Source organism: Rhizobium sullae (genome assembly GCF_025200715.1).
Classification (GTDB): Bacteria; Pseudomonadota; Alphaproteobacteria; order Rhizobiales; family Rhizobiaceae; genus Rhizobium; species Rhizobium sullae.
Genome location: NZ_CP104144.1, coordinates 1,320,949 through 1,347,328, shown reverse-complemented (window position 1 = coordinate 1,347,328; position 26,380 = coordinate 1,320,949). Strand labels below are relative to the sequence as shown.

The 26,380-nt window shown below is 59.9% G+C and carries 25 protein-coding genes and 3 pseudogenes; 10 read left to right on the top strand and 18 right to left on the bottom strand.

The genetic code is table 11. The features are described from left to right. Positions 1 to 26 precede the first annotated feature (26 nt). Both N2599_RS27190 and N2599_RS27185 read left to right on the top strand, forming a co-directional pair. Positions 27 to 539 (top strand): hypothetical protein, encoded by a 513-nt coding sequence (locus N2599_RS27190; RefSeq protein WP_037141694.1) that lies wholly within the window; start codon positions 27 to 29, stop codon positions 537 to 539. A 168-nt stretch (positions 540 to 707) separates the two neighbouring features. Continuing rightward, the gene (locus tag N2599_RS27185; RefSeq protein ID WP_051336526.1) at positions 708 to 1,583 is read left to right on the top strand and encodes a class I SAM-dependent methyltransferase; all 876 of its coding nucleotides are present in this window, start codon (positions 708 to 710) and stop codon (positions 1,581 to 1,583) included. A 164-nt stretch (positions 1,584 to 1,747) separates the two neighbouring features. On the opposite strand, the gene N2599_RS27180 is transcribed toward N2599_RS27185, so the two are convergent. Beyond that, positions 1,748 to 2,605 (bottom strand): helix-turn-helix domain-containing protein, encoded by an 858-nt coding sequence (locus N2599_RS27180; RefSeq protein ID WP_051336527.1) that lies wholly within the window; start codon positions 2,603 to 2,605, stop codon positions 1,748 to 1,750. A gap of 150 nt (positions 2,606 to 2,755) precedes the next feature. On the opposite strand from N2599_RS27180, the gene N2599_RS27175 reads away from it, so the two are divergent. After that, positions 2,756 to 3,658 carry a DMT family transporter gene (locus N2599_RS27175; RefSeq protein ID WP_027509584.1) on the top strand — a complete coding sequence of 301 codons (903 nt, stop codon included), beginning with the start codon at positions 2,756 to 2,758 and terminating at the stop codon, positions 3,656 to 3,658. Between the two features lie 62 nt (positions 3,659 to 3,720). Here the strand turns inward: N2599_RS27175 and N2599_RS27170 are convergent, their stop codons facing one another. Together N2599_RS27170 and N2599_RS27165 are read right to left on the bottom strand one after the other, a co-directional pair. After that, complete coding sequence (locus N2599_RS27170) at positions 3,721 to 5,472, bottom strand: adenylate/guanylate cyclase domain-containing protein (protein WP_027509585.1); 1,752 nt, start codon at positions 5,470 to 5,472, stop codon at positions 3,721 to 3,723. Positions 5,473 to 5,677: 205 nt separating this feature from the next. Further along, a pseudogene (locus tag N2599_RS27165) lies at positions 5,678 to 5,806 on the bottom strand (flavin-nucleotide-binding protein); the annotation flags it as partial. Positions 5,807 to 5,855: 49 nt separating this feature from the next. Here N2599_RS27165 and N2599_RS37670 point away from each other — a divergent pair. Next, positions 5,856 to 5,973, top strand: a pseudogene (locus N2599_RS37670) (LysR family transcriptional regulator); the annotation flags it as partial. Positions 5,974 to 6,075: 102 nt separating this feature from the next. Here the strand turns inward: N2599_RS37670 and N2599_RS27160 are convergent. From N2599_RS27160 to N2599_RS27105, 12 genes are all read right to left on the bottom strand, one after another. Further along, entirely contained in the window at positions 6,076 to 7,563 is a 1,488-nt protein-coding gene (locus tag N2599_RS27160; RefSeq protein WP_027509586.1) for a sulfatase, read from the bottom strand. 63 nt (positions 7,564 to 7,626) lie between these two features. Then, on the bottom strand, positions 7,627 to 8,460 hold the full coding sequence (locus N2599_RS27155; protein WP_027509587.1) for an inositol monophosphatase family protein: 834 nt from the start codon (positions 8,458 to 8,460) through the stop codon (positions 7,627 to 7,629). Beyond that, entirely contained in the window at positions 8,460 to 9,464 is a 1,005-nt protein-coding gene (locus N2599_RS27150) for a LacI family DNA-binding transcriptional regulator (protein WP_027509588.1), read from the bottom strand. Before N2599_RS27150 ends, N2599_RS27155 begins: the two co-directional genes overlap by 1 nt. Further along, entirely contained in the window at positions 9,448 to 10,227 is a 780-nt protein-coding gene (locus tag N2599_RS27145; protein ID WP_027509589.1) for a glycerophosphodiester phosphodiesterase, read from the bottom strand. The genes N2599_RS27150 and N2599_RS27145 overlap by 17 nt, the downstream gene beginning before the upstream one ends. Continuing rightward, entirely contained in the window at positions 10,227 to 11,282 is a 1,056-nt protein-coding gene (locus N2599_RS27140; RefSeq protein WP_027509590.1) for an ABC transporter ATP-binding protein, read from the bottom strand. The genes N2599_RS27145 and N2599_RS27140 overlap by 1 nt, the downstream gene beginning before the upstream one ends. Continuing rightward, complete coding sequence (locus tag N2599_RS27135; RefSeq protein WP_027509591.1) at positions 11,282 to 12,124, bottom strand: carbohydrate ABC transporter permease; 843 nt, start codon at positions 12,122 to 12,124, stop codon at positions 11,282 to 11,284. Before N2599_RS27135 ends, N2599_RS27140 begins: the two co-directional genes overlap by 1 nt. A gap of 2 nt (positions 12,125 to 12,126) precedes the next feature. Beyond that, on the bottom strand, positions 12,127 to 13,428 hold the full coding sequence (locus tag N2599_RS27130) for a carbohydrate ABC transporter permease (RefSeq protein WP_027509592.1): 1,302 nt from the start codon (positions 13,426 to 13,428) through the stop codon (positions 12,127 to 12,129). 55 nt (positions 13,429 to 13,483) lie between these two features. Next, the gene (locus N2599_RS27125) at positions 13,484 to 14,830 is read right to left on the bottom strand and encodes an ABC transporter substrate-binding protein (protein WP_027509593.1); all 1,347 of its coding nucleotides are present in this window, start codon (positions 14,828 to 14,830) and stop codon (positions 13,484 to 13,486) included. A gap of 364 nt (positions 14,831 to 15,194) precedes the next feature. Next, positions 15,195 to 15,464, bottom strand: a complete 270-nt coding sequence (locus tag N2599_RS27120; RefSeq protein ID WP_027509594.1) for a hypothetical protein — start codon at positions 15,462 to 15,464, stop codon at positions 15,195 to 15,197. A 120-nt stretch (positions 15,465 to 15,584) separates the two neighbouring features. Beyond that, complete coding sequence (locus tag N2599_RS27115) at positions 15,585 to 15,815, bottom strand: hypothetical protein (protein WP_084606437.1); 231 nt, start codon at positions 15,813 to 15,815, stop codon at positions 15,585 to 15,587. 233 nt (positions 15,816 to 16,048) lie between these two features. Next, a complete protein-coding gene (locus tag N2599_RS27110; protein ID WP_375714155.1) occupies positions 16,049 to 17,836 on the bottom strand; it encodes a PBP1A family penicillin-binding protein in 1,788 nt (595 codons plus the stop codon). A 344-nt stretch (positions 17,837 to 18,180) separates the two neighbouring features. Beyond that, positions 18,181 to 18,504, bottom strand: coding sequence for a hypothetical protein (locus N2599_RS27105; RefSeq protein ID WP_156915256.1), 324 nt, complete (start codon positions 18,502 to 18,504; stop codon positions 18,181 to 18,183). A 108-nt stretch (positions 18,505 to 18,612) separates the two neighbouring features. Between N2599_RS27105 and N2599_RS27100 the strand changes: the two are divergent. Continuing rightward, positions 18,613 to 19,278 (top strand): annotated as a pseudogene (locus N2599_RS27100) (glycoside hydrolase family 172 protein); the annotation flags it as partial. Between the two features lie 305 nt (positions 19,279 to 19,583). Continuing rightward, positions 19,584 to 19,907 (top strand): DUF6665 family protein, encoded by a 324-nt coding sequence (locus N2599_RS27090; protein ID WP_027509597.1) that lies wholly within the window; start codon positions 19,584 to 19,586, stop codon positions 19,905 to 19,907. A gap of 39 nt (positions 19,908 to 19,946) precedes the next feature. On the opposite strand, the gene N2599_RS27085 is transcribed toward N2599_RS27090, so the two are convergent. After that, complete coding sequence (locus N2599_RS27085; protein WP_260308583.1) at positions 19,947 to 20,621, bottom strand: hypothetical protein; 675 nt, start codon at positions 20,619 to 20,621, stop codon at positions 19,947 to 19,949. 3 nt (positions 20,622 to 20,624) lie between these two features. On the opposite strand from N2599_RS27085, the gene N2599_RS27080 reads away from it, so the two are divergent. After that, positions 20,625 to 21,359 carry an SDR family oxidoreductase gene (locus tag N2599_RS27080; protein WP_027509599.1) on the top strand — a complete coding sequence of 245 codons (735 nt, stop codon included), beginning with the start codon at positions 20,625 to 20,627 and terminating at the stop codon, positions 21,357 to 21,359. Between the two features lie 26 nt (positions 21,360 to 21,385). After that, entirely contained in the window at positions 21,386 to 22,663 is a 1,278-nt protein-coding gene (locus N2599_RS27075) for an L-fuconate dehydratase (RefSeq protein ID WP_027509600.1), read from the top strand. A gap of 4 nt (positions 22,664 to 22,667) precedes the next feature. Here the strand turns inward: N2599_RS27075 and N2599_RS27070 are convergent, their stop codons facing one another. Together N2599_RS27070 and N2599_RS27065 are read right to left on the bottom strand one after the other, a co-directional pair. Then, positions 22,668 to 23,702 (bottom strand): Tim44 domain-containing protein, encoded by a 1,035-nt coding sequence (locus N2599_RS27070; protein ID WP_027509601.1) that lies wholly within the window; start codon positions 23,700 to 23,702, stop codon positions 22,668 to 22,670. Positions 23,703 to 23,785: 83 nt separating this feature from the next. Continuing rightward, positions 23,786 to 24,244 carry a YbaK/EbsC family protein gene (locus N2599_RS27065; RefSeq protein ID WP_027509602.1) on the bottom strand — a complete coding sequence of 153 codons (459 nt, stop codon included), beginning with the start codon at positions 24,242 to 24,244 and terminating at the stop codon, positions 23,786 to 23,788. A gap of 160 nt (positions 24,245 to 24,404) precedes the next feature. Between N2599_RS27065 and N2599_RS27060 the strand changes: the two genes are divergently transcribed. After that, the gene (locus tag N2599_RS27060) at positions 24,405 to 25,238 is read left to right on the top strand and encodes an amidohydrolase family protein (protein WP_037141701.1); all 834 of its coding nucleotides are present in this window, start codon (positions 24,405 to 24,407) and stop codon (positions 25,236 to 25,238) included. 142 nt (positions 25,239 to 25,380) lie between these two features. Continuing rightward, entirely contained in the window at positions 25,381 to 26,265 is an 885-nt protein-coding gene (locus tag N2599_RS27055) for a helix-turn-helix domain-containing protein (protein ID WP_027509603.1), read from the top strand. Positions 26,266 to 26,380 lie beyond the last annotated feature (115 nt).

Sequence of the window (26,380 nt, the reverse complement as noted above, 5' to 3'; positions counted from 1 at the left end):
TGGCGGCTGAGCACAGGGAAAAGCTGATGACACGATGGGCTCCAATAGGAATTGCCGCCCTCAGCCTGGGCGGAATTCTGACGATCACGACATTCCACTGGACCGGGGCAGGGGTAGGCGCAGCCACGGCCGACGACTCGATCGAGCGCGGCCGATACTTGGTCAAAATCGGCGGCTGCAACGACTGCCATACGCCAGGCTATCTGGCAAAGGCCGGCGACGTGCCTGAGCATCGGTGGCTGGTTGGCGATCGCCTCGGCTTCAACGGGCCGTGGGGAACCACCTATCCGTCGAATCTTCGCCGCCTTTTGCGCACGATGAGCGAGGACGACTGGGTCGAGCTCGCGCAAACGACCAAGACACGGCCCCCCATGCCATGGTTTAACTTGCGTGCCATGACAGAGGCCGACCTGCGCGCCATCCATCGATTTGTGCTCTCGCTGCCGGCAGACGACAACCCTGTCCCGGACTATGCTCCGCCAGGCCACCCACCCAAGACGCCCTATATCGTGTTCGAGCCGCGGGCGCCGAAGTCATAGGCACCCTCTATGCAGGCGCCACCCTGTCACAAACGGCCTGTGTTTCAGCCGTAACGGAAATTCCCGATTTCTGAAATCACGTTGTAGCGTCGATCTCCGATCGTATCAGTCCAGGCAGCGGCGGTCGCACGGCTGCCTCGGCCGGACAATCGATCATGGAGTTAGGTAATGTACAATCCGCTTGTCCAACAGACACAGACGATCAACCGCGATCTGAGCATTGCGGATACCCGCCCTTATGCACTGGGCTACACGAAACGCGAATTCAGTCGGCTGGAGCTGCAGGGAGCGCTCCTTCACGAGCTCACGGAAGATGTCCTGCGCTGCGCCGGGATAGGACCCGGCATGCGCGTACTGGATATCGGCTGCGGCGTCGGCGACGTGTCCATACTGGCCGGAAAGCTGGTCGGCCCAAAGGGATTGGTGCTCGGCATCGACCGTTCGGCAGATGCCATCGATATCGCAGACCGGCGAGCGACCGAAGCTGGGCAATGCTACTGGACACGCTTTGCGACGGCTGAGCTCGACACGTTCTACTGCGACGAACTCTTCGATGCGGTGATCGGACGATTGATCCTGATGTATCTCCCCGATCCGGCTGCAACCCTGCGCAGGCTCGCGAGGTTTCTTCGGCCAGGTGGCGTTGTCGCCTTCCAGGAACTGGCGATGCCGCTCGCCCGCAGTGTTCCCGAGGGGCCGCTTTTCAGCCAATGCCGCGATTGGATCGTCGGCACCATCGAGCGGGCTGGTTTCGAAACCGATATGGGTGGCAAGCTGCCGATGACCTTTGCCGCTGCCGGGCTGCCCGCACCGCAAATGAATTTCGCCGGCATCATCGGCGGCGGGCCGGATTCGCTGATCTACAACTACATCGCAGAAACTGTACGCAGCTTGCTGCCGGCCGCTGAACGCGTCGGTGTTACGGCCGCCGCCGAGGTTGAGATCGACACTCTGGCCGAACGGTTGCGCGGGGAAGCCGTCGAACGGCAGGCATGCTTCATGCCCGCGACTTTCGTTGGCGCCTGGGCGACCACAGCCATGTGAACCCACCGCCATGGTCCTCATCAGCACGGCGAAGAGCGGGCGCTTCTTTAAGGAAATCGGAAAGTCGGTCGTTCAAGGGGCCAGCCGTCCGACGGCTCAGCGACCGACATAAAACGGAGCGGCCTGCTTCGTTCGCATCTCAACGGGGACATTCTCCCGTGCCGTCAGAGGCGGATGGCCGACGGACTCGTGCCGAACTTTGCCTTGAAGCTTGCGGCGAAGTGCGCCGGTGTGGAGAATCCGCAGGCGGCTGCGATTTCGGTGATGCTGGCCTTGCCGGCCCGCACAAACTCGTAGGCCACCGCAAGCCGCCGCTCCTGCACGAAGCGGTGTGGCGTTTGGCCCGTCGTCGCTTTGAACATCCGGGCGAAATGATAGGAGCTGAGCCCTGCCTCCGCGGCAAGCCGGTCGAGGCTGAGGTCGCCGGCAAGATCGGCATCGATCAATTGCACAATACGTTTCAAGACATGGGGCGAAAGCCCACCCTGAAGCAGAAGGCTGCTGGATCGCACCGGACCGTTCTTGCGCAGCACTTCGAGCAAGATGAGATCAGCCGCTTGGGCAAGCAAAAGGCGATTGGCGCTTTCTGACCAGTTATTCGGCAGGATCGCCCGGTTGATGATGTCCGCCACAAAACCATCGGAAAAGAAGCTCAAGTCGGGAAGCGTCAAGGTCCGGCTGTCGCGATCGAAGACTTCTCCGGCCAGCCGCTGGAACCGGCTCTGAGAGATGTAGATATGGCAGAAATAGACGTCGCGGAGGACATGCCAGGCGCTGTCGCCGTCTGCCGGCAGCAGACAGAGCGCTCCCGACGAGCCTATCCCCGTCTGCCCGTTGTCCATGCGGCGCACGCTACCATCGAGATAAAGGCTAACCGTGTGGTGTCCGGGATCGCGATAGGAAAGGCGGCTGTTGGCGAAGTTTCGCCATTGCGCAATCGCCAGCCCGCCGCCGAGATCAACCTGCCGCAGCAGCTTGGCGCCTACACCTTCCAAAGCGGATGAGATCGATCGCGTTTGCATGCTTTCTCATAAGGCCGCGGAGGCATCTGCTGCAACTGGCCACTACCGAAGACCGCAAGATTTGGATAGTCGCGCAAGCCGGTGATAGCGGCGGGTGGTGCAGTGTCATAGAAGACGCCATTTGATGCCTCCGACATAGAAAGACTACGAATGGCGCCGCTTCTCTTCATTCTCACCGTTCTTATCTGGGGCACGACCTGGTATGCGATCAAGCTGCAGGTCGGCATCGTGCCCGCCGAGGTCTCGATCCTCTACCGTTTCGCGCTCGCAGCCATTCTGCTGCTTGGATTGCTGGCGCTTCGCCGGCGCCTGGCGCCACCGCCATTTCAGCATTGGCTGACGGTCGGCGCTCAGGGCCTTTGCCTGTTCTGCTGCAATTTTCTCTGCTTCTATTATGCCGCCGGCATGCTGCCGAGTGGCATCGTCTCAGTCGTTTTTGCGATGGCAACCCTATTTAACGCGGCGAATGGTTGGCTCTTGCACGGAAATCGCCCGAGTGGACGCGTGATATTGGCAGGCGCGGTTGGGCTTTTCGGCCTGATGCTTCTTTTTGCAGACGAGTTGCGCGCCCTTGGCACTGCGCCTCAGGGCGGACTTGGCCTGCTGCTGGCACTTGCCGGCACCTATTGCTTCTCGCTCGGAAATTTCCTCTCCGCTCGCCATCAGACGCTGGGTCTCGATCTCCCATCGACGACGGCCTATGCGATGGTCTGCGGCGTGGCGGCGCTGGGCGTCCTCGTGCTTGCCCGCGGGCTGCCTCTCACCTTCGATCCATCGCCGGCCTACACGGCCGCGCTGCTCTATCTCGCCATTCCGGGAAGTGTCATCGGCTTCCTCGCCTATCTGGCGCTGGTTGGCCAATGGGGCCCGGCGCGAGCCTCCTATGCGACAGTGCTGTTTCCGCTCGTCGCCTTGACGGTCTCGACGGTCTTCGAAGGCTATGTCTGGACCGCCGAGGCCGTGCTCGGCCTCATCTTCGCGCTCGGCGGCAACGTCATCATGTTCGGCAAGCCCATCCGGCTGCAGCGAACCGTGCAAGCAAGACAGTCGTGAGCGTTGATGGGCCGGGGACTTTTGAGGTGAGGATGGCATTCGCCGATTGCGGTTTCGTCTTCTTAGCGACCGTCGTCTGTGTTCTCTTCCGCTTTGACGAGGCCTTCGCGAAGATGTTGAACATCGGATTCCTGAGCATAGTGCATCGTTGCAAGAAATGCGTCTATGTCAAATTGTGGGGCAAGCGCTCTAACTTTCTTGAGATGACCTGCCGCAGCGAGTCCATCACCGAGCCAGCCGTAGCATGCAGCGACGAATGCGTGCTGGACGTGATCCAAAGCTGAGAGATGCATGAATGCTTCGATCGCCTCGCCGTATTGATGCGCAGCAAAATGTGATTTTGCGAGGTGGCTCCAAAACCGCTCGGGGTGATGCGGATTGAGCCGCATTGCCTTGCGGATCCATTCTATCCCCTCTTCGGGCCGCCCTAGCCACGTCAACAGCTCGCCTTGCTGAACCACGACTAAGTCATAATTCGGATTGAGGCAAAGCGCGCGCTCCTGGTGATACCGCGCTGTGGTCAGGGCATTGTTGTTCACATTCACCGCAGCTAAAATTCGGTGGACGTCCGCGTCGTTGTCATCCAGCGCCAGCGCCCGATCTAGCGCGGCAACGATCTCATCCCAAACAGCATCCTTGTCTTCGCACCAGCCGTTGACCCAAGCTTGGCCCAGAATGCATGCTCGCCACGCATGGGCGTGGGCATAACCTGGGTCAAGCGTGACCGCCCTGTCTATGAGCAGCTGCGCCTGCTGGTTGTCCGACGTAGTGCTCCTGTGATGCAGCACCTTGGCGGCAAGCGCGCACTCGTACGCGGCCATGTTCGCCGGTTTTGTTCGTTCGAGCTGGTCGCGTTGGGCTGCTTCGACGCGACCGGGCAAAGTGGCCACGATCGCTCCGGTCACCTCGTCCTGTATGGCGAATATGTCGTCAAGCTTGCGATCGTACTTGTCGGCCCAGATATGGGCATCGTTGACTGCATCGATGAGCTGGACGGTCACACGCACCCTGTCGCCTATCTTGCGAACGCTTCCCTCCACCAAGTACCGAGCGCCAAGCTTTTCCGCGACTTCTCGTGCGTTCACAGCGTGGTTTTTATAGACGAAGCTCGAGTTGCGCGAGATGACGAACAACTCGTGACGGCGGGAAAGTTCAGTGATGATGTCTTCAGTGAGACCGTCGGCGAAAAACTCCTGATCGGGATCACCGCTCATGTTGATAAATGGCAGCACAGCGATTGAAGGTTTCGCGACATATCGTTTCGCATCCGGGTCATCCGACTGAGCGGGCAGGGCAGATACCTCGAGCCCGACACGAAAGAGATGAACCGGACGGCTTATGTTCTTGAGCGTCTTCTCTCCCAAATCCTCGATGGCAACTTCAAGCCGGTCAACAATTTGTGTCGCTACTGCCGCCGTGATGCAGACGCCGCCGACGTCGGCCAATTGCTCGATCCGAGAAGCAATATTCACACCGTCGCCGAAAACATCCTGATCGTCAAAAATAATGTCGCCGAGATTGATCCCGATCCTGAATTCGATCCGCCGATCTTGCGGCACGTCGGAATTGCGCCGCTTCATGCGCTGCTGGATTTCCACGGCGCACTTCACTGCATCGGAGACACTCTGGAATTCGACAAGCATGCCATCGCCCGTCGTCTTGATGATGTGACCCTTGTTCTTGGCAATCGCGGGGTCAATCAGCTCGATTCGATGGGTTTTCAAGCGAGCGAGCGTGCCGGCTTCATCGGTCTCCATCAGCCGGCTGTAGCCTGCCATGTCGGCCGCCATGATCGCGGCTAGTCTCTGTTCCATACCATTTGCCGTTAAACAAGAATGACGTTTTTCCGCGAGAAGCGCTAACCCAGAGCGCGATCACCTCCCGGTTAGGGCGCCCGACATTTAATTTTACCGCACCGCAAGGAAATCGACCATCTAAATTAGCAAATGCTTTAGATATAGATTCAGATGAAGATGCGATGGCAATCCCGATTGCCCACTCCCGCCTTCTTGGCAACAGTTACGCGATGCCGGTGGCGCGCGCGAACGGTAACCATCCGGCAAAGTCGTAGTGGACCGGCAGTGCGTCGGCCCGCCAGATAACGCGGCGTGGACGGAAACGCCAGTAGCGTTCGGCTCCTTCAAGAGGCCTTTCGAAAGGGTGATCGGGCGTCGAAGCGGTATGGACGAGGTTGGGCGCCGGTCGGCTCAAGAGCCTGCTTGCGGATTACGAGCGTGGAAGGGCGCATCGTTTCCGCTCGGGTGCGTGCCTTCGTGCATTTCGCGGCCGAACGCTTGCGCCGACCGCTGGCGTGAATGCTGAGCTTCCGGAAAAGAGATGAAGCCGGCGGAACGCGTGCGGCGCCAGTCCGCGGTAGGCTCGTTGCGAAGACGGCAGCGCTGGCGCGATGAGGTCGCTTATAATTCGAGGCGCTTGAAAGCCTCGGCAGGCGCATCGTTTGATCGCATCCGGGCCTTCATCAGCTCAAGCATCCGCAGTTCCAGCGCTGGATCTTCAAGGGGCGCCTCTTGTCCGGGATCGGTCGCCAGATCATAGAGACGCGTTTGCTTCTCAAGCAGCGCTCCAGGCCCGTAGTTGTTGAACATCGGCGATCGTTCGGTCACCGGTACCCGCAGCAGAGGAACATCCTTGGTCCACGAAAACGGCTTGCTTAACGTCGCCCGCGATAGTTCTTCCGGCGTGAATGGTCTCGTTATGTGCGTAGGCATAACCGTATACTGATAGATATCCTGTTTCAGAGGATCTGCTGGAAACCTATGGTAGGTATAACGGCCATCGGTTACGTTGACCGCGCCGCCAAAATAGCCAAAGATAACGGCATCCTTGGAATTCGGCTTCAGCAGCGACTCCCCTTCCGTTTCAGGCGGGGCATCTACACCGAAGATATCGAGAAATGTCGGCCCCACGTCGATCGACTGGGTTAGCCGGTCGATCCTTCCAGCACCAGGTCTGCGCGGATCATGGATGAACAAGGGGATTTGTACGATCTCTTGGTACATGTTCATACGGTTCTTGGCCCAGAAATCGTGCTCTCCGAGAAGAAACCCGTGATCGGTTGTGACGATCAGGGTCGTGTCTTTCCACATATCGTGCGTATCGAAGTCGTCGAGCAACTGGCCGAGCAGAAAGTCGCATAGCGACACGATTGCGTAGTAGTTTGCTCTCAGTTCATCAGCTTCCTCCGGCAGCTCCTCAAGTCGTCCATAGCGAGGCCAGTCACGGATCGGCCCGTTCCATCCGGTTCTGAAGGGTTCCTTGAAGCGCTCCGGCGCGAAAAAAGGTTCGTGCGGATCGAATGTTTCGATCTGGAGTAACCAGTCGTCGGCCTTTCGATTGAGGTCGAGAAACTCCAAACCATGCGCAAAGCACTGTACGGAGGGAAAGTCCTTTTCCTGCTTGATGAACTCTCGATTGATCATGTACGGCCCATACTTGCTGATCGGGCCGCCGCCGGTCTGTGCTTCGTGATATTTCTCCCGAAGGCGCTCCCAATGAGGCTGCACCAGTGCCTTCCACGGATCCGACTCCTGACCTCGCACGAACTCGAACGTCGAATACCGATTATGATAAGTCGCGCCGCCGTCTTCCCAATAATGGTAGTGATCGGTGACCAGGTGGCTATGCACGCCCTTCTCCTTGAGAAGCTCGGGAAAGGCATTGTCAAACGGTTCGAGTGGCCCCCAACTGCGATGCAGGAAAGTCAGACGTCCTGTCAGAAGATCCCGCCGTGCGGGCATGCAGGGCAGCGAGCCCACATAATGCTTGTCATAGACCATCGAGCGTCCGGCGAGGCGATCAAAATTCGGCGTTGGTATTCGAGATCCGCCGTAGCAGCCAAGCATATGGCGATTGAGGGAATCGAAGAGAACAAAGACGGTCTTCATTGGCAGTCTCCCCTTATGCGGTCGCTCTACCGACAGGTGCTGTCGGCGCGCCTGTCGCGGCGCCTAGAAGTCTGACCGGTCCGCCATTGGCGCCAGGCCCTCGATCTCCAGGATGAATTCGAATTCCCGGGCAAGCCCTGGCGAATAGGCGACGACAGGGCCGCCTTCGGACAGAAGCGCCGACAATGCAGGCATGACGACCTTCGCGCCCGCTTCAGAAGCGATCAACGCGCCCGCGAGCATGTCCCATGCGTTCAGATGCCGCTCGTAATAGAGGTCGGCAGCACCCTCTGCGACACGCAGAAGGTCGATCGCCGCCGCGCCCATGCGGCGGTAATCCATGCCGCGCTCATGCAGGCGCCGGGAAACGGCAAGGTGTTCGTCGAAGCTTGTCTTGCGCGAATGGCCGAGGATGCAAATGGCATTGGCCGGATCGTTCGTCGCTGCGGCAAGAATGAGCGCCCCCTCGCGAAAGGCGCCCCTGCCGCGGATCGCCGAGACAACGGAATCCTTGGCGGCGTCGTAAACCACGCCGATCTCCAGGCGGCCTTCGGCGCAGAAGGCGATCGATACGCCCCAGTGGCGGAAGCCGCGGATGTAGTTCGTCGTGCCGTCGATCGGGTCGACCACCCAGGTTCCGGCGCTGCCGGCTCGGCCGCCGGTTTCCTCCCCCATGAAGGTGTCCTGCGGAAACCGCGCAAGCAGCCCGTCGCGAATGGCCCGCTCGGCATTGCGGTCGGCGACGGTGACGAAATCCTGCAGGCCCTTATTCTCGACCTTCAATCCCGAACCCATTTCCGTGCGGAAGCGGGCTGCCTCGCGGCCGACGCGACGGGCGATCTCTATCGCAGCCGCGGCACGGGCCTCAAGGACGGAGGAATCGAATGCGGAACTCATCAGGCAGTCCTTCTCTTGATCAGCGAAACGGGCGTGAATTCTACGCGCGCCATCATGCCAGGCTTGGCCATCCGGCTGATCAGCAGGCCGATGGCCTGTTCGGCCTGCAGGTCGCAGGGCTGGCGGATGGTGGTGAGCTCATAGGCGGCCCAGCTCGCCTGGGGGATATCATCATGGCCGATCACGCGCGTGGCGGGCACATCTTCGCGGCCACGGCCCGACATCAGCCGGTCGATCACGCCGCAGGCCATGTAGTCGTTGGCGCAGAAGACGCCGTCGATACCGAAGGAGGCAATCTCGGATGCCGCCTCGAAGCCGCTTCGATAGTCATTCATGGCGACTGTGAATAGCTGTGCCTCGAGGCCGCGCTCACGGCAGCGCGCAAGAAAGGCCTCGCTGCGGCGGCGTGCCGTGTAGGAGACGGAGGACGCGGCGATCGCGGCGAGGCGCTTGGCGCCTTGATCGATCAGGTGGTCGGCGGCCAGATGTCCAGCGGTGCGGTCATCGGAAATGATACGGTCGACGAAGGGAATGTCGTCGCCCTTGTTAATCAACACGATCGGTACGCCCTCGGCGGCACACTGCTCGCAGATCTCCGTCGGTGGCGCGTCCGATGTCACGATAACGCCGGAGACGGCATAATGCAGAAGGTGGCCGATGACGGTCGACGTATCCGCCTCCTTCGAGGTCGGCAGCAGGATTGGACGGAAATTGCGGGAAATGAGCGTGCGCGCGAGATGCTCGATCTGAAGGGTGCGGAACGGATTGTCGAGCCCGGCCGCGACGACGCCGACAAGATCGGAGCGCTTGTTCGTCAGGCCGCGCGCGAGATAGTTGACGCGGTAGCCCAGCTCCTTGGCGGCCTGATAGACCTTTTCGCGGGTCTTCGGGGAGACGCTCGCATCCGGCGTGAAGGCGCGCGATACGGCAGCGCGCGAGACGCCGGCCACGCGCGCCACGTCGAAGGACGTTACTCTGCTTGGTCCTTTATCTCTGTCTGCCAAATTTTCCTTCCCCACCAGACATGGTGCGCATCATGTCCGGCAGATCCGTGCAGATGCCGAGCACCGGTAGCTTCATTATCTCATCGAGGATCGGCCGTCTTTCCTCATGCCACAGAACGATCTCGCGGCCTGCTGAGAAGGCGCGGTCCATCAGCGCCGGCGTGACCAGATCCTGTGGCCGCTCGCCGGCGCGCTCCCAGCAGAGGTGCAGGATGTCAGCACCCGCCTCGTCGCCGACGGCATTTGGATTATCGCCGACGCGAACGAGCACCGAGAGCGGGTAGTCGCAGCCCGCCTCGCGAAGCTCGCGGACCTGTGCGGTGTCGAAGGAGCCGAGGCACGCGAAGCGCTCGCCCTTTTCCATCAGGTGCTGCCAGCAGCGGAGGCCGCTTCCCGGAGCCTTCAATTCGATGTAGAGCCCGGTTCCGGTCTCACTGCCAAGGGCGGCGACCTCCTCGATGGCCGGTACGTCGACGCCGTCCAGCGCCGCAAGCTCGGTCGCGGTCATCTGCGAAATACGCTTGTCCACGCCGAAGACGCGTTGGAGATGGTCGTCATGGGAGACGACGACGACGCCGTCCTTGGTCAACTGCGTGTCAAGCTCCCACATTTCCGCGCCGAGTTCCGCCGCGAGCCGGAAGGCAGCAAGCGTGTTTTCGCGGGCATGCCCGCTTGCGCCGCGATGGCCGATGCAGAAGGGCAGGGTGCCTTTGTCTTTGGGCCAGCCGAAGCGTTCGAAGAAGGACGTAAAGTCGCGCTGCATCAGAGCCTCCGTCCGCTTTCGTCGAAAACGAGCACGTTGCGGCTGTCGATTGCCCAGGTGACCTCGTCGCCGATCCTGATGTCGTGGCGGACCGGCTGGACGGAGCGCAGCAGCGGTCCTTGGGCAAGCTGTACGTCATAGAGGTTTTCACGGCCTTGCGTTTCGGCGAAGTTCACGATGCCTATGACCGGCACGTCACCCGCCGGATTGTAGTGCTCCGGCCGCACGCCGAGCATCAGCTTTGTCCCGTCGGCGGCGGCGGCCGAAACGGGAAGCGGAATCCTGATTTGGCTGCCTGGGATGGAGAAGAAACCTTCTGCCGCCACGCCGTGCAGGAAGGTGATCGGCGGATTTCCAAGGAAGCTGGCGACGAAGGCGGTGCGCGGGTCGTTATACATCTCCGCCGGTGTGGCGATCTGTACGATCTCACCTTCTTTCATGATGGCGATGCGATCGCACATGCTCATGGCTTCCACCTGGTCGTGGGTGACCAGGATCGCGGTGATGCCCGTCTCGCGCTGGATGCGGCGGATTTCCGAACGCATCTCCAGCCGCAGCTTTGCGTCGAGATTGGCGAGCGGTTCGTCGAGAAGCAGGACGTCCGGCTTGCGGATCAACGCCCGGGCGAGTGCCACGCGCTGCTGCTGTCCCCCCGAAAGCTCGGAGGGGCGGCGGCCCATCAGGTTTCCTATCTGCACGAGAGCGGCGATGCGGTCGGCTTCCCTGCCGATATCGGCCGAGGCCATTCCCTTGACCTTCAGCGGAAAGCCGATGTTTTCGGCAACCGTCATGTGCGGATAGAGCGCGTAGGACTGGAAGACGACGCCAACATTGCGCACCTGGCTTGGGAGATCCGTCACATCGCGGTCGCCGAAGAGGATGCGGCCGCCGGTCGGGCGATGGATGCCGCAGACGGCGAAAAGCGTCGTCGACTTGCCGCAGCCCGAAGGGCCGAGCAGGGCCAGCATCTCGCCATGCGCCACTTCCAGGTTCATGTTTTCGATAACCTTGGTAGCGCCGAAGCTCTTCGAGAAGTTGTCGAGGAGGATACGCATCAGCCTTTGCTCCCGCCACCGTAGATATTCATGAGATATTTGTGGAAGAAGCCGTAAAGCAAAAGCACCGGGATCACGTAGAAAACGCCCACAGCCTTAAAGGTGCCGAAGTCGAAATTGTTGTCGTCGGCAATCAGCGCCGAAAGATAGACCGACAGTACCTGCACCTGACTGCCCGGCGCCAAGACCTGCGGCAGGATGAATTCCCCCCAGCTCGAAAGGAAGGAGAAAAGCCCCAGCGCCATAATCGCGGGGCGCACCTGCGGCAGCACGAGGCTGCGCCAGACGCGGAAGCGCGAGGCGCCGTCGACGACGCCTGCCATCTCTATCTCCCAGGGCACGCTGTCGTAGAAGCCTTTCATCAGCCATATGCCGAGCGGCAGGTCGATCGCAGCCTTCACAAGGATGACACCGATCAATGAATTATAGAGGCCGACCATCTGCAGCACGATGAAGATCGCGATGATGAGCGTAACCGACGGGAAGGCGTGCAGCACCATGACCCCCGCAAGGAAGAAGCCGCGGGCGGGCACGTTCAGCCGCGACAGCACATAGCCGGCCATGGAGGAGACGAGGAGTACGACCGTGGTCGTGCTCACCGTGAAGATCAGCGTGTTCAGCGTCACCAGCCAGATATTCGGCTTTCCAGGCGGGGTCTGCCAGAGGAATGTCCAGTGCCGCAGGGTGAGCGTATCCGGCATCAGAGCCGCCGGTTGCTTGTCGGTGATCGTATCGATGAAGAGATAGGCATACATGAGCACCAGCGGCAGGCTGACGATAGTGAGCGCCAGGATGACCGGCCAGATGCGGTAGTTTGCCGAGGGTTGCGATTTCTCCGCCATGATCAGTCCTCGATGAGCGGCCGCGCAACCAGCGTGGCGTATTTGAAGACGCGCAGGTAGGCGAGCGACAGGATGATGCCGATGATCACGAGGACCAACGCCATGGCGGCGCCGAGGCCATACTCCAGATTGCCCGCATAGTTGTTGAGGGCCGTGTGATAGGCGGCAAGCGACCAGACTTCGGTCGCCTTGCCCGGCCCGCCGCGGGTCGAAAGCAGGATTTCGTTGAAGGAGGCAAGCAATGATAGCGTTTGATAACAGGTGACGAAGAGGATCGGCCAGCGCATCTGCGGCAGGATGATGTAGCGGATCTGCTGCCAGCGGCTGGCGCCATCCACCTCGCTTGCGAAGAACTGGCTTTTCGGGATCGCTCTCAGCGCCGAGGAAAAGACCAGCATGCCCATCGAGGCGCCGATGAAGCCATTGATCAGCACGACGAAGAGCCAGGCGTTGTAGGCGTTGTCTAGAAGGTAGTTCTTCGGAGCGTAGCCGAACTTGCCCATAAAGGTGGAGATGAAGCCGGTATCCCAGGCGAGCCATTTCCACATCAGCACATAGATGACGACGGGCGTGATGCGGGGCAGGAGCCAGATGGACCGGAAAATCGTTGCCGGCGCGTCGGGCATGTAGTGTGTCCAGATCGCCAGCAGCATGGCGTAGCTCGTGTTGAAAAGCATGAGGACAAGGGCGACGTAGAGCAATGTGTTGAAAAGGACCTGCGCCATGTCAGGCGAAGAGGCGATGCGCGAGAAGTTCTCTGTCGTCCAGCTCCAGCCGGTATAGGTCGCGTCGGCGAGGCTTTCCTTCTGTTCCGGCGTTATCTTGAAGCCGAGCTTGTCGAGCGAGGCGAAGAGCTCCTCCTTGCTCGAAAAGCGCAGATTGGCAACGGAGCGGTTGAACTGTTCGGAGATTTGCTTGACCTCCCGGGTCGACGGCCGGTCGTTGAGCCCCTTGATCACGCGCTCGGCTTCACGGCGGGAAGGGAAGACCTCACCGAGATGGTTTTCGCGTAGTTCCGTGGCGATACCGGGCTCAAGCTCGATGCGCTCGACGCCCTTGATGCCCGCCTCGTCGATCACGTAGCGGGGTTCGGTAAGCTGCTGCACGACCTCCGGCATTTCCTCCTTGAGCGCAATGAGCGCGTTCGGGACGATCTGGTAGGCGCCGCCCGAAATGCCCGTGGCGGTCGACATGCTCGTGAAGGAAAAGACGGCGGTCAACACCACCGGCATCAGGAAGAACAGCACGATCATGATCGCGGCAGGCGCGATCATTATGAGCCCGAGCGTTCTCGACGTTCTCATGAAAGTCTCCGCAAAAGGTCCGGGCGGGTAAGACCGCCCGGAGGCTTGCCTGCGCTTAGCGGATGACGATCTTGTCGCCAAGCGTGCTCTTCAGCTCGCCTTCGACGTCGTTGACGGCGGCATCGACGCTCTTGGCACCCGTCCATGAGGCCTCAAGGCCCTTCCACATGATGTTCCAGTAGGTGCCGAAGTCGGCATTGTTTGGCATCGCGTTGGCGTAGGGCAGAAGACGTTCGGTGGCTTCGCGCGTCCAGCGGTCCGATGAGTAAAGCTCGATCTCGGTTTCCGACTTCGAAATGCCGAGATGGGCGGACTTGACCGCATGCAGCACGTTGATGCGCGGCTCAGACGCAATCTTGATCAGCTGGGCAGCAATCTCGGTGTCGTCTTTGTCGTGGCCAGAGGTCATAAGATAGACGAGCGGGTGCGTCAGCGTGTTGGCCTTGCCGCCTTCGCCGGCCGGGATCAGCGTGAAAACGACGTTGCCGAAGAAATCCTTCAGGCCTTCCTGGTTGACGTAGCGGGCGTAATGCCAGGTACCGCCGTGCCAGATTCCGGCCTTGCCGGACGCCACTTCCTTCCACCACTGGTCGGCCGGCATCCCGATATGGTTCTTCTTGGTAACGCCCTGCTTCACGGCGTCGGCGAAGAACTGGTACGCGCGCTGCATCGCAGCCTTGTCGAAGACTAGCTTGCCGTCTTCTTCCATCGTGCCGCCGAAGCTCGTGTAGAACTGCCAGAAATCCGGACCGTTTGTGTAGCGGGGATAGAAGCCATAGCCGGCCTGCACGAGGCCCTTGTCCTGCATCTTCTTGGCGTCTTGCAGCAGGTTCTGCATCGTGTAGCTGCCGTCCTGGACCTTCTCGGGTAGCGCCTCGAGATCAGCATCGCTATAGCCAATCGCCTTCATGTGCGGCTTCCAGAAGAACATCGGCCGGGACTCGGCATCCTGCGGAATGCCGTAGACCATGCCGTTGAAGGAGGCAATGTCCATCAGGTTTTCGTAGATGTTGTTGAGCGGCCACGAGTCGAGGTCAACATAGTCCTCGATCGGCACAACCAGGCCGGATTGTGCCCAGGGGCCGATGTCCTCGTGGCCGGTGACGACGATGTTCGGAGCGGTCTTGGCCTCGGCGGCAAGCGTCATCGCCTGCTTGAAGTCCTCCCAGCCGCTATAGGCCTTTTTTTCGACCTTGATCTTAAGGTCTTCGCCCTTGATTGCGGCTTCCCGCTGAAGCTGCTCGGCTGCAATGTCGATCGCGTCGAGGCGATAGACGTCATTCGGGCCTGTGCCGCCGGCCCAGACTGTAACGGTCAGGTCCTTGGCAAAGGAGAGGGCGCTGGTCGAGGCCAGGATGGCGGCAGCGACGCTCATGCACTTCAATGTCGGCAGAATAGTCATCTCTTCATCTCCCCAGAGATAGATGTGAGCCTCTTGGTGGGCCATCACCATTGCTGACGGCCGCCCGGAGGTCCCATGAAAAGCGCGAACGGATCCCGCTCTAAGGGGCTTGCGTAACGACCGAGTGACAAAATTGAGCACGTGTACAAAAATTATTATGAACCGGTCGAAAAACATTGCAAGCGCCGTTTTTCGGCACAACGACTGCGGCTTCAAAGGTCGAAAACACGGTCTCGTAGCGCAAGACGAGCAGGGGTCGCACAAAGACCAGAAGGAAACGGCTGGCCAATCATCGGCGCCACGCGTTCTTATCTGTTATCTACGCGAAGAACCGTCGCTGCGGATCGGCAGAAATGCCGTTTTGCTAGTTCAACTGCCCCCAAGCCGGATTCCAGCGGACACCTTCTGTGAGTTCGACGAAGATGGGTGTGTCCGGGGCCTCCCGATGCTTGTTGTCAGCTATGAGAAATGCCTTGTTGACCTGCAGTTCTTCGCTTGAAAATACCGTGTCGTGCTGACCGGGCTCCGTAACCTTTCTGATGAACCCTCGGATTTGATCGCCGGAGCGGTAGAACTTGATGACGATCGAACCGGCGGCAGCCTCGCCTTCCTTGTATCGGTAATAGGTCCGCATCTCATTCTCCTCCTTCGATAAGAGAACCCAATCGCGCTGCGGATGTTCCAGCCATCCGGCCGCCTTGTGGCAGTAGCGATTTGGTGTCCTTCGCGATGAAGCGCCAACCATTGTTCGTCATCACCTGTTTGATCTGAAGATGGCAACAAGTCCCGACGCCGGCACCGCCAGCAAGAAAAGATGAAACGCATGGTCGACTGTTGTTTGCGGGCCAATCCCAATGGCGATGGTGAAGGCCCCGATCAAGGTCCCCAAAAACGCGAAGATCTGGACGGCACGGGCGGTCACGCGCGCTGAAGCCGGCCGGATGAGGCGTGCGAATAGGCCAAACACCAAAACCGCCGCGATCACGCCCTCCGCTGTCGCTGCCCGCCAGTGCTCGTAACCGCCAAAGAGAGGCCCGCGTGAACCAGCGATGCGGCGGTAAACAGGAAGGCCTCGAAGGCGAGAAGCATTTTCACTAAGGAGTTCATTGGCATACCTTCTGTGACCCCCAGCTCGTGCTTCTTTCTCGCGTTCGTGCATCGCGCTATCGGCCCTCTTCGGTTTCCAATCCTTATCGAAGCGGGCAACAGGTGGTACGGCTATTTCTCGCACAGGCGCCGATCGCCATAATATGGTTGGTACGTACAGTCGGAAGCGCGGAAAGAACGATAGCTGCGAGAGCATGCGGTGATATTGCAGGACGGAGCGGCGTTCTCCTCGCTGGTCATCATTCCCGTATTTGGATCGATCTGCGGTGCAGGCTCAGCCATGGCCGCCTGCATGAATTCCCGCCAGATGCGAGCCGGAAGTGCCCCGCCCGTGACACCCTTCATCGGCGCGTCATCGTCGTTGCCGACCCAGACCCCGGCGACCAAGGGTTCTGTAAACCCGACGAACCAAGCGTCGCGGTTGTCTTGACTGGTGCCTGTCTTGCCGGCCGCAAACATGCCGGGATCGGCGTCGCGGCCAGTCCCACGCTCGACCACCAACTGCAGTAACGCCAGAAGGTCCGGCTGATACTGCGAGAGGTCGATAGACGCCGTCACTTGCGGCCCCACTCGGAAGCCTCTGGGCTGGCCCGATGCCTGAAATTCGATAACGCCCCACGGCTCAACGGGCGCCCGCCCTAGGCGGACCGATGCGTAGGCGCCGGTCAAATCGAGCAAGCTTACCTCCGAGGCGCCAAGCGACAAGGCGGGCGCCGTCGTCAGGGTTGCGTTGATGCCGAGCTCCTTGGCAGCCGCAGCGACACTGTCCAAACCCACCTCCTGCGCAAGGGCAGCAGTGGCGGCATTCAACGAGCGAGCAAAAGCCTCCGCCAGCGTCACCCAACCTCGGTAAGCGCCCCCGGAGTTTTGCGGCAACCACCCATTGATTTCGATAGGTGCGTCGAGCACTTGATCCGACAGGGCCAGGCCCTTTTTCAACGCGGCGTAATAAACGAACAGCTTGAATGTGGAGCCGGGCTGACGCATCGCCGTGACGGCTCGGTTGAACTGACTGGTCTTGTAGTCGCGCCCGCCGACCATTGCGACAACCGCGCCATCGGGCGTCATGGCGACCAGTGCTGCCTGCGATGCGCCGCGCGCCTTTCCTTCTTCATCGAGAACCCGCTTCACCACCCGTTCGGCAATTTCCTGCAGGCGCGGAACCAAGGTCGTGCGTACTGTCGTCGAGCCCGGAGAAGTGCCTGCGATCTCGCTCGCCTGTGCCGAAACCCAATCGGCGAACCAACTGCCTGAGCGTGGCGTCGGCGTTGTCGGGTGCAGTTCGGCGAATTCATTCTTGGCGGCATCGGCTTCCTGCTGCGTAAGCTTGCCATTGGCGACCATGGCGTCGAGCACCGTTGCTGTGCGTTGACGTGCGGGCTCGAAATTGTCGATTGGGTTCAACTGGCTCGGAGCCTTCAACAGACCTGCCAGCATCGCCGATTCTGGAACATCGAGCGCACCGATATCCTTGTTGAAATAGATCCGTGCTGCTGCCGGCATTCCCGTAGCGCCGGAACCGAGGTAGACCGAATTCAGGTACCGCGTCAGGATCTCCTGCTTGCCGAGCTTCCATTCCAGCCAGAAGGCGATCACCAGTTCCTGGATCTTTCGTTTCAGCGTTCGGTCGCTTTCGAGATACTGCAGCTTGATCAACTGCTGTGTGATCGTGCTTCCCCCCTGGACGATTGAGCCTGCCTCAAAGTTCCGGATTAGAGCGCGCGCAATTCCTTTCGGGTCGATGCCGTGATGATCCATGAACCGGCGGTCCTCGATTGAAAGGACGGCATTCACAAGATGTGGAGGGAATTGCTCGTAACCTGCATAAGGTCCTTGATACGGCCCCTGCCGGACAAGAGGCCCGCCGTCCGCCGTTTCCAATACGATGACCGGCTTCATGGAACCGTCAGCGATCTCTTGCCACGGCACATCCTTCAAGGCCCAAGTCAAAACGCCGGCCACGATCAGGAAGCCGAATAACGGAACGAGTGCGAGCAGCACCCTCCATGATCGCAGTTTCAGGGGAATGACCTGCCTTCTGCCGGTCTTTCCCGCTCGGATCGCCGCCATGCGGGACTGCGCTTTGGAAGAAAGCGCTGCAAATGCAGACACCCGCGGAATCCTCTTATTTGATGTCCGAGCTCGAAGCGTCTGGTGTCTTTCAATGATGGCTCCAATGCCACTTCTGATCGAGGCCTGGCTGCTTCGCAAAGCAGCACGGAAGTCATGACGGAGGGCGGCCATCAGGTCCTGAATGGCTCGCGCGCTTTGTCCAAAAGGCGAGGGAGGGGCCGCGGTCCTTTCGGACTGTTCTGGCAATGATGATGATCCGGATGAACCCTCGTGATCGCCGCTTGTTTCTTCAGCGCCCTCAGCCGGAAATCCTTCGACCTTCGGCGGATGCGCAGATCCGGCGGCGGTGCGATCACCAGTTTGCTTTGAGCTGCCAGTTTCTTTTGAATTGTCTGCGGTGTTTGCCATTTCTTACCGGCTGATGGGTTTGCCGAAGCAATTAGAGCGCCCTGAAGCAGCGGAAAGACAATTAAATGGCGCTGCTCCCGAGCCATTGCAGAATGTAGACCCCATTCTGCAATTCGACGCGGCGCATGTTCTCACATCCGAAGCCAGCCTTTTCGTGGCAGCGCAGTGCAAATTCAACTGCGCATGCCGAGAGCGAGGATGGGCTCACCAACGAACAGTTCCTGTTCGGCGGAGAGACGACCGACGGAAGGAAGAACTCCACTATTCTGGAAGCCGAGGGGCAAGGGCACTATGTCGGCGTTCTCTTCAGCGTCTATTCCCGCCGGCGCTCCGGCGTCTGGGACTGGTACGGCGAAGGAGACGACATGATCTTCATCGACGGCGAACTGGGGCTCTCCGTATCAGATACCGTGCGCAAGCCGGATCCGCGCATCGGGCCGAAGGCCGCACTCATCGAGCCGCGCGGCGAAAGCACGCCCGGCGCCAACGATGCCTGGCCAGCGACGCTGCACGGGACCGGCACGGAAGACTATTTCAACACCGCCTGGTGCCCGACGCAAGAATACAGCCGGCCCTATCACGGTATCATCGCAGCCGGCGGGCCGAACTGGACCGAACCCGTCACGCTCTACCGCTGGCATATCGAAGATCCGGCGATTTTCCAAAAAACCATTCGCGTCACCATCGCGCACGGCCATGCAAACCGCCGATCGGACGATATTTCCTCGGTCGCGTTTTGGTACCAGGCAGAGCCTCACAAGCCCTTCGAGAAGCTCGCCTGCGTCGCAGATCGCCTTCCCACCTTCCGTCTCCCCTACCAGAACTGGGAGACCGCGGCAAAGAAAGCGAGCGCTACGTGAATGAGACCAGCAGTAAAAGCGCTGCTCCGGCCGCGATCATGGCGACACCCAGCCAGTTCCTCGTCAGTCCCAGAAATCGAACGCCTTGTCCCCTGGGTTCCAATGTCCGCTCGCTAAGGGGTGATCGGTGAGGATCGCTGAGGGGCCGCCGGCCGAGTGCCTCCCGACACAGGAGAAGTATGCCGCATATGACGAAAATAGCACCAATCAAGATTGTCCACACGGTCTCCTCCTCTTGATCCCGCTTCGTAAAGAACCAAACTTCCATAGGTCGTAACTGTTCCTCTGTTTCCTGAGAGGCCCTCGTGAGTTTCAGACCGCCGCGATCGCTTTCGGATCGGCCGAGCACTGCACTCAACCCCTTGGAGTACGAACTCGCCTCGGAGCGGGCCGATGCACTTGGCCGCCAAGGCCGCAAAGTCGAAGCGGCACTTGCGAAGCTTGCCGCCTCGTCGGAGAACGATCATCGCATAGCTGATCGGGAAAGCCTCCTTGAGGAGGCCTCGGAAGCGGTCTGGGCATTGTTCATTCAGCGGGAGGTCTGCGGGCTCCGCAATAACCGGGACGTCATCGCGCGGTATGGGATTCCCGGCGAAGTTCTTGCGCGGATCGGCGCTATTCGCCGATGAGCTTCTCAGGCTGGCCTCCGTCCGACAGCGGGAGTGCCTTCAAGGCGAACCTGTCTCCCGCCACGAAAGCGCCGACAGGGTCGTGAAACATAGTGCGACAAACACAATGATTGTGTTTGCGGCATGAGAATACTCCCACTGCCGCCTGAACGTTTCCCAGTTTTCGGGAGCTGTCGTCCAATCGTTCGTCGCCTGATTGGCGGGAAGCGTCCAAAGAAAGAATATCGCAAACATGAGGGCAAAACAGAGCGCGGCAGCCACGGCAAGCCAGAATGGACATTTCTGCGAACGAACAACGACAGCGAGCAGCGCATTCATGATGAGCGCAGCAGGCCAAAGCAAACCCAAAATTGCCCATCCATAATAGATGGTTTGAACGGTGAAATATTCGGATTGCGGCAGCGCGATCTTGTTAGGCAGGGCCGCGAAATGTGCTCCTGACGGGACAAGTGCAAGCGCTGAAATGGTAATGGCGAGAAACTGAACGGCGCCGACTGTCATTGCCAATGCCTCCTTTTGTGCAAACTTGCTCTGCAAACAGAAGTTCCGGGCGAAAACGGTTAGTGGCGTTGCGTCAATGGCAGCGGTAGACAGCCCGCGTTGGCGGATTTCACTATTCGATTGACACCATAAGAGCCGCCGTTCAGTTTCTGCACCGATGAAGCCGGGCGCCAAATGCGCTTCCTCACGCATTAAAAACCATGAAAAGGCCAAGACATGACCATCACTCTTTCCGGCAAGACCGTTCTCGTCACAGCGGCGGCCCAAGGCATCGGGCGTGCCAGCGCGATTGCCTTTCAGAACGCCGGGGCCACGGTTCATGCGACAGATATCAATACGGATGCACTGGCAACTCTTGCCGCCGAGACCGGGGTGTCGGCACACAAGCTGAACGTGCTCGACGAGGAGGCCGTGAAGGCATTGGTCGCTGAAATCGGCGCGGTCGACGTGCTCTTCAACTGCGCCGGTTTCGTTCATGCCGGATCCATCCTGGAAATGAAGGATTCCGATCTGGAATTCGCTTTCGACCTCAACGTCAAGGCGATGATCCGCACGATCCGCGCTGTGCTTCCCGGCATGCTGGAGCGGAAGGACGGCTCAATCATCAACATGGCTTCGGTCGCCTCCAGCATCAAGGGCGTGCCGAACCGCTTTGCCTATGGCGTCACCAAGGCGGCGGTGATCGGCCTTACGAAATCGGTTGCCGCCGATTACGTTTCGAACGGCATCCGCTGCAACGCCATTTGCCCCGGAACCGTCGAGAGCCCCTCGCTGCAGGACCGCATGCGCGCGCAGGGGGACTACGACGCAGCACGGGCCGCCTTCATTTCCCGCCAGCCGATGGGCCGCCTCGGCACGCCGGAAGAAATTGCCGATCTTGCCGTCTATCTCGCCGGTGCTACCTATACCAGCGGACAGGCCTTCGCCATCGACGGCGGCTGGACGATCTGACTGCCCGGCCAGTTCGGGAGGAGCCCATGACCCGCATAACCGGCATTCGTGTTTCCGATCTTCGTTTTCCGACCTCGCAAAGCCTCGACGGCTCCGATGCTATGAACCCGGATCCCGATTATTCAGCGGCTTACGTCATTCTGGATACGGATGAGCCAGGGCTTTCGGGCCACGGGCTCACCTTCACGATCGGCCGCGGCAACGACATCTGCTGCATGGCGATAAAGGCGATGGCGCATCTGGTTGTCGGCGCGGACCTTGCCGACGTCCTCGCCCAGCCGGGCAAATTCTGGCGGCATCTGACGAGCGACAGCCAGCTTCGCTGGATCGGTCCGGAGAAGGGGGCCATCCATTTGGCGACAGGCGCCGTTGTCAACGCGGTCTGGGATCTTCTCGCCAAGCAGGCGGGAAAGCCTGTGTGGCGGCTGGTTGCGGAGATGAGCCCCGAGGAGATCGCTGACATCGTCGACTATCGCTACCTGACCGACGTGCTGACGCGCGACGAGGCGGTTACGATCCTAAGGAGTGCCGAGGTCGGAAAGACGGAACGGATCGCGACGCTCGAAAAGGAAGGTTACGCCTGCTATACGACGTCTGCCGGCTGGCTCGGATATGACGACGCAAAGCTGCGCCGCCTTTGCCAGGAGGCAATCGATGCCGGCTTCAACCACGTGAAGATGAAGGTCGGCCGCGATCTTGAAGACGATATCCGCCGGCTGCGCATTGCCCGCGAGGTGATTGGCCCGGATCGTTACCTGATGATCGATGCCAATCAGGTCTGGGAGGTCGGGCAGGCGATCGGCTGGGTGAAGGAACTCGCTTTTGCCAAACCCTATTTCATCGAGGAACCGACAAGTCCCGACGACGTCGCCGGACACCGGAAGATCCGCGATGCCATCGGCCCGGTCAAGGTGGCAACCGGCGAGATGTGCCAGAACCGCATCATGTTCAAGCAGTTCATCGCCGAAGGTGCGATCGACATCGTTCAGATCGATTCCTGCCGCATGGGCGGCCTGAACGAGGTTCTGGCCGTGCTGCTGCTCGCCGCCAAATACCGTCTGCCAGTCTGGCCGCACGCCGGCGGCGTCGGTCTTTGCGAGTATGTACAGCACCTGTCGATGATCGACTATGTCGCGGTGTCCGCGACCAAGGACGGGCGCGTGATCGAATATGTCGACCATCTGCACGAACACTTCCTCGACCCGTGCGTGATCAGGGACGCGGCCTATATGCCGCCGTCAAAACCAGGTTTTTCGATTGAAATGAAGGCGCAGTCGATCACCGACTACACCTTCAAGACTTGATATCTCAGGCGGCACGCTGCTCCGTGCCCTGGATGGCGGCAAGCTTCCAGTCGCTGCCGGTCTTGCGCACAAAGGTCCAGATCTCGGTGCTCTCGCTCGGCTGGCGATCGTCACCGGAAACGACATGGCCGCTGTCACGGTCGACCATTGCGTCGATTGACGAATAGCGCATGGCAAGCGTTGCATAGTCTTGACCATTCTCGCGCCAGGCTTCGGCGATATCGCCCTGCAGAAGCTTGACGTCCGAGACGCGGTTGCGCACGCCGTTTGTGGCATTCTCGCCAAGTTCTTCGGCAAGATAGGACATCGCTTCGGGCGTCGTCAGCTTGCGAAGCGTATTATAGTCCTCGGCGCCATAGGCGGTCTGCACCTTGGTCAGCAGTTCCTCGAACTGGTCGAGATCGGCCTGTGCCAGCCCGATTTCGTCGCTCGGCCGGTCGGCGCGAGGCTGCTGTTGCTGTTGATAACCCGCAGTGCCTGAGCCGATCGCCGGAATGCGAAACGACGAATTGCTGGACGAATTGCTGTTTGACGACATGTTGCTGGACATGTTGTTAAAGGATTGACCGCGGCCTCCTGCCGCACCGTAGGACGGCTGGCGGCGATTGGCGAAGAAGCGCATGGCAAGCATGACCGCGCCACCAATCAGGGCGATCTGCAGCAGCATGCCAAGAAAACCGAAGCCGCCGCCGAAGCCATGGCCGAGCAGCATGCCGAGCAGGCCGCCTGCAATCAGGCCGCCGATCATCGAACGGCCAAAGCCGCCAAAGAGGCCGCCCGGACGCTGGGCATTAAGAGGCTGCTGAGCGGTAGCGGGCGTCTGCTGGCGCGGCGTCATCGTCCGTTCCATGGGTGCGGCCGGTGCAGGCGCGGTGCGCGTGACCGGCGGCGCGTCGAATGTGCGCGTTCCGCGGCTGCCGAATCCGCCGAAACCTCCGGCGCGGCGCGCCTCGGCATCGCTATAGGCAGCAAAAACGGAAGCGCTCGTCAGAACGGCTATCGCCGCTATCTTGGCAAAACGCGAAACGGCACTCGGCATCTTATCTCCTGTCATGCACAACCACGGCATGTTTGCGATGTAATATAGGTATTCTGTTGATGATGTGAAGTTGGCGAGCCGAGTTATTGGCAGACATCGACCCATTTGGCACGGGTAAGTTCGGCCAGCCGTTCCGTCGGGATGCGCACCGCCGAGTTCGTGGAACCGGCGGCGGGCACGACTTCGTCGAAACGCTTCAGAGAAACATCGCAATACACCGGGATCGGCGCGGGCAATCCAAAGGGGCAAACGCCCCCGACCGGATGGCCTGTAACCTCCAGGACTTCCTCCGGTCCGAGCATGCGGCCCTTGCCGCCGAAAGCATCCTTGAATTTCCGGTTGTCGAGGCGGGCAGTGCCGCTTGCAACAACCAGCATGGTTTCGTTCCCGACCCTGAGGCAGATCGTCTTGGCGATCTGCGCCGGCTCGACGCCGTGCGCTTCGGCCGCAAGTGCCACCGTCGAAGAACTTTCGGCGGTTTCGACGATTTCGATGTCAGGTGCATGTGCGCTGAAAAACGCGCGGACGGATTCGAAGCTCATGGGCGTATGCTATCCAGGAAGATCGGGATTATGAAAAAAGCCTCCGAACCCTATCCGATGCTTGAGGAATTTCAATCCGATTTCGTGTATCGCTGCACTTGCCGTCCCGACGCTTTTCTGACCTTCTTTGTCGCGCGGAGAGACGTTTGAGGAGGAGACGATGCGGCGCGTCGATTGCCATATGCATTTCTGGACACTGGCCATGGAGCCTTACTATTCGCTCTGGATGTCGCCGGATGACAAGGTGCTTTATCGCGACTACGGGCCGCGCGACGCGGTTCCGTTGATGGAGAAGAACAACGTCGAGGGCGTTGTCGTCGTATCCGCAGCGTCTTCCGTTCATGAAACCGGCTACCTTCTCGGCCTTGCCGACGGGCGGGACTTCATCAAGGGCGTCGTTGCGTGGCTCGATCTTCTTGCGCCGACGGCCGCAGCCGACCTTGCCTGTTGGGCACGATTTGCCAAGCTGAAGGGCATCCGTCCCTATCTGCAGGATCTGCCCGAAGACGATTGGATATTGAAGAAAGAGCTCGATCCGGCCGTCCGAGCGATGCTCGACCTCGGGCTCCGGTTCGACGCCTTGATCAAGCCGCGGCATATCCTCAACACGATCCGGTTCATCGAGCGCTACCCCGATCTGCCGGTGATCGTCGACCACATGGCCAAGCCTGAAATCGGAAGCGGTAGCTTCGAGCCCTGGCTGCGGGAGATGGAACGCTTCCGCGATCTTCGCCATGTCCATTGCAAGATCTCCGGCATCGTGACCGAAGATGGTCCGGATTGGACGCCGGAACGCCTTCAGCCCTATCTCGAGGCGGTCTTCGAAATCTTCGGTCCCGATCGTCTCGTTTTCGGCAGCGATTGGCCGGTCGTCAATCTGGTCGCGGACTACAGCCGCTGGATCGAAACGCTTGGCCATGCCATGACGAACCTGCCGCCCGCCGACCAGCAAAAGATCTGGGCATCGAACGGCGAGCGCTTCTACGGGCTTTGAGAGGCTCGAAGATGACGCTTATCTCGCGGTGCGATGGCTTCCCGTGCCCGGTTTGCCTCTTGCTAATCGCTCCCGTTTTCGGTACGGAAACTTGAGTATTGCAAGAAGGTTTAATCGTGACCCCACCGGCGCGGGATCGGATATGACATTTCAACCGCGGATGCAGAACAGGATCGAAGGCTTTTCCGTTGTCGGTGGGATGAACCGCCGGAATTGGAACGGCATCGTCGCAGACGTGTGGGATGTCGAGTGTGCGCCTTACGCGGGCGGCTATTATGTCGCCAGCGACCCACGGCTTTTCATTCTTCTCGACTTGCGCGGTGCAGGCAATTCCAAGGTCAAACTGGCGCCGAAGAGCAGCGGCGCAGTGCAGGATACGGCGCGGCGGCCGATCTCTTATGTTCCGGCAGGCATGGAGCTTTGGGCCGATCTCGTCGATGTGCAGTTCGTCCGGCATCTGGACGTCCATTTCGACGCTGAGATCGTCGGCCGTCGGCTAATGGAAGATATCGATCCGAAGCGCTTGAACGACGCGCAGCTGCTTTTTCACGACGAGCGCGTTCTGACGCTGGCAAATCTGATTGCCGCCGAATGCATCAATCCCGAGCCGCTGCATGATCTTTACGGCGACGGGCTTTGCCTGTCGCTGATCATCGACGTGATGAAGCTGACGAAAGCGCCAGCCCGCAAACGAAGCAAGCTTGCGAGCTGGCAGCTCCGCCGCGTCACGGAATTCATTGAACAGAATTGCCTTCGCAATATCAGGCTGGAAGAGCTTGCAAATCTCACCGGCCTGTCGCAATCGCATTTTAGCCATGCCTTCAAAGCGTCGACCGGCATTGCGCCCCACCAGTGGCAGACGAATGCGCGGCTAGACAGGGCCAAACAACTGCTTTCACGGGGCGAATTCACGCTTCCGGCGATCGCCGCCGAGACCGGCTTTTCCGATCAGGCGCATTTCACACGTGTCTTCCGCAAGAATTTGGGCACCACGCCGGCCCATTGGAAAAAGGCGCACGTTGCCTGAAAACAACGCCCTGCGAGCATTTGCGTGCAGTGCGAAAATTTGCCCAAAAACATTCAAATTCCACCGAATGTGACAATCCACACCCTTAAATTTGAGTTAAACGCTCATCTTATCA

Excerpts from the sequence above, each read along its gene's own strand:
- N2599_RS27125 (WP_027509593.1), bottom strand. The coding sequence starts at position 14,830 with ATGACTATTCTGCCGACATTGAAGTGCATGAGCGTCGCTGCCGCCATC.
- N2599_RS27055 (WP_027509603.1), top strand. The coding sequence starts at position 25,381 with ATGACATTTCAACCGCGGATGCAGAACAGGATCGAAGGCTTTTCCGTT.
- N2599_RS27105 (WP_156915256.1), bottom strand. The coding sequence starts at position 18,504 with ATGGCTCGGGAGCAGCGCCATTTAATTGTCTTTCCGCTGCTTCAGGGC.
- N2599_RS27190 (WP_037141694.1), top strand. The coding sequence starts at position 27 with ATGACACGATGGGCTCCAATAGGAATTGCCGCCCTCAGCCTGGGCGGA.
- N2599_RS27060 (WP_037141701.1), top strand. The coding sequence starts at position 24,405 with ATGCGGCGCGTCGATTGCCATATGCATTTCTGGACACTGGCCATGGAG.
- N2599_RS27140 (WP_027509590.1), bottom strand. The coding sequence starts at position 11,282 with ATGCGTATCCTCCTCGACAACTTCTCGAAGAGCTTCGGCGCTACCAAG.
- N2599_RS27120 (WP_027509594.1), bottom strand. The coding sequence starts at position 15,464 with ATGCGGACCTATTACCGATACAAGGAAGGCGAGGCTGCCGCCGGTTCG.
- N2599_RS27075 (WP_027509600.1), top strand. The coding sequence starts at position 21,386 with ATGACCCGCATAACCGGCATTCGTGTTTCCGATCTTCGTTTTCCGACC.
- N2599_RS27130 (WP_027509592.1), bottom strand. The coding sequence starts at position 13,428 with ATGAGAACGTCGAGAACGCTCGGGCTCATAATGATCGCGCCTGCCGCG.
- N2599_RS27135 (WP_027509591.1), bottom strand. The coding sequence starts at position 12,124 with ATGGCGGAGAAATCGCAACCCTCGGCAAACTACCGCATCTGGCCGGTC.
- N2599_RS27155 (WP_027509587.1), bottom strand. The coding sequence starts at position 8,460 with ATGAGTTCCGCATTCGATTCCTCCGTCCTTGAGGCCCGTGCCGCGGCT.
- N2599_RS27080 (WP_027509599.1), top strand. The coding sequence starts at position 20,625 with ATGACCATCACTCTTTCCGGCAAGACCGTTCTCGTCACAGCGGCGGCC.
- N2599_RS27110 (WP_375714155.1), bottom strand. The coding sequence starts at position 17,836 with ATGAAGCCGGTCATCGTATTGGAAACGGCGGACGGCGGGCCTCTTGTC.
- N2599_RS27175 (WP_027509584.1), top strand. The coding sequence starts at position 2,756 with ATGGCGCCGCTTCTCTTCATTCTCACCGTTCTTATCTGGGGCACGACC.
- N2599_RS27065 (WP_027509602.1), bottom strand. The coding sequence starts at position 24,244 with ATGAGCTTCGAATCCGTCCGCGCGTTTTTCAGCGCACATGCACCTGAC.
- N2599_RS27160 (WP_027509586.1), bottom strand. The coding sequence starts at position 7,563 with ATGAAGACCGTCTTTGTTCTCTTCGATTCCCTCAATCGCCATATGCTT.
- N2599_RS27145 (WP_027509589.1), bottom strand. The coding sequence starts at position 10,227 with ATGCAGCGCGACTTTACGTCCTTCTTCGAACGCTTCGGCTGGCCCAAA.
- N2599_RS27180 (WP_051336527.1), bottom strand. The coding sequence starts at position 2,605 with ATGCAAACGCGATCGATCTCATCCGCTTTGGAAGGTGTAGGCGCCAAG.
- N2599_RS27070 (WP_027509601.1), bottom strand. The coding sequence starts at position 23,702 with ATGCCGAGTGCCGTTTCGCGTTTTGCCAAGATAGCGGCGATAGCCGTT.
- N2599_RS27170 (WP_027509585.1), bottom strand. The coding sequence starts at position 5,472 with ATGGAACAGAGACTAGCCGCGATCATGGCGGCCGACATGGCAGGCTAC.
- N2599_RS27185 (WP_051336526.1), top strand. The coding sequence starts at position 708 with ATGTACAATCCGCTTGTCCAACAGACACAGACGATCAACCGCGATCTG.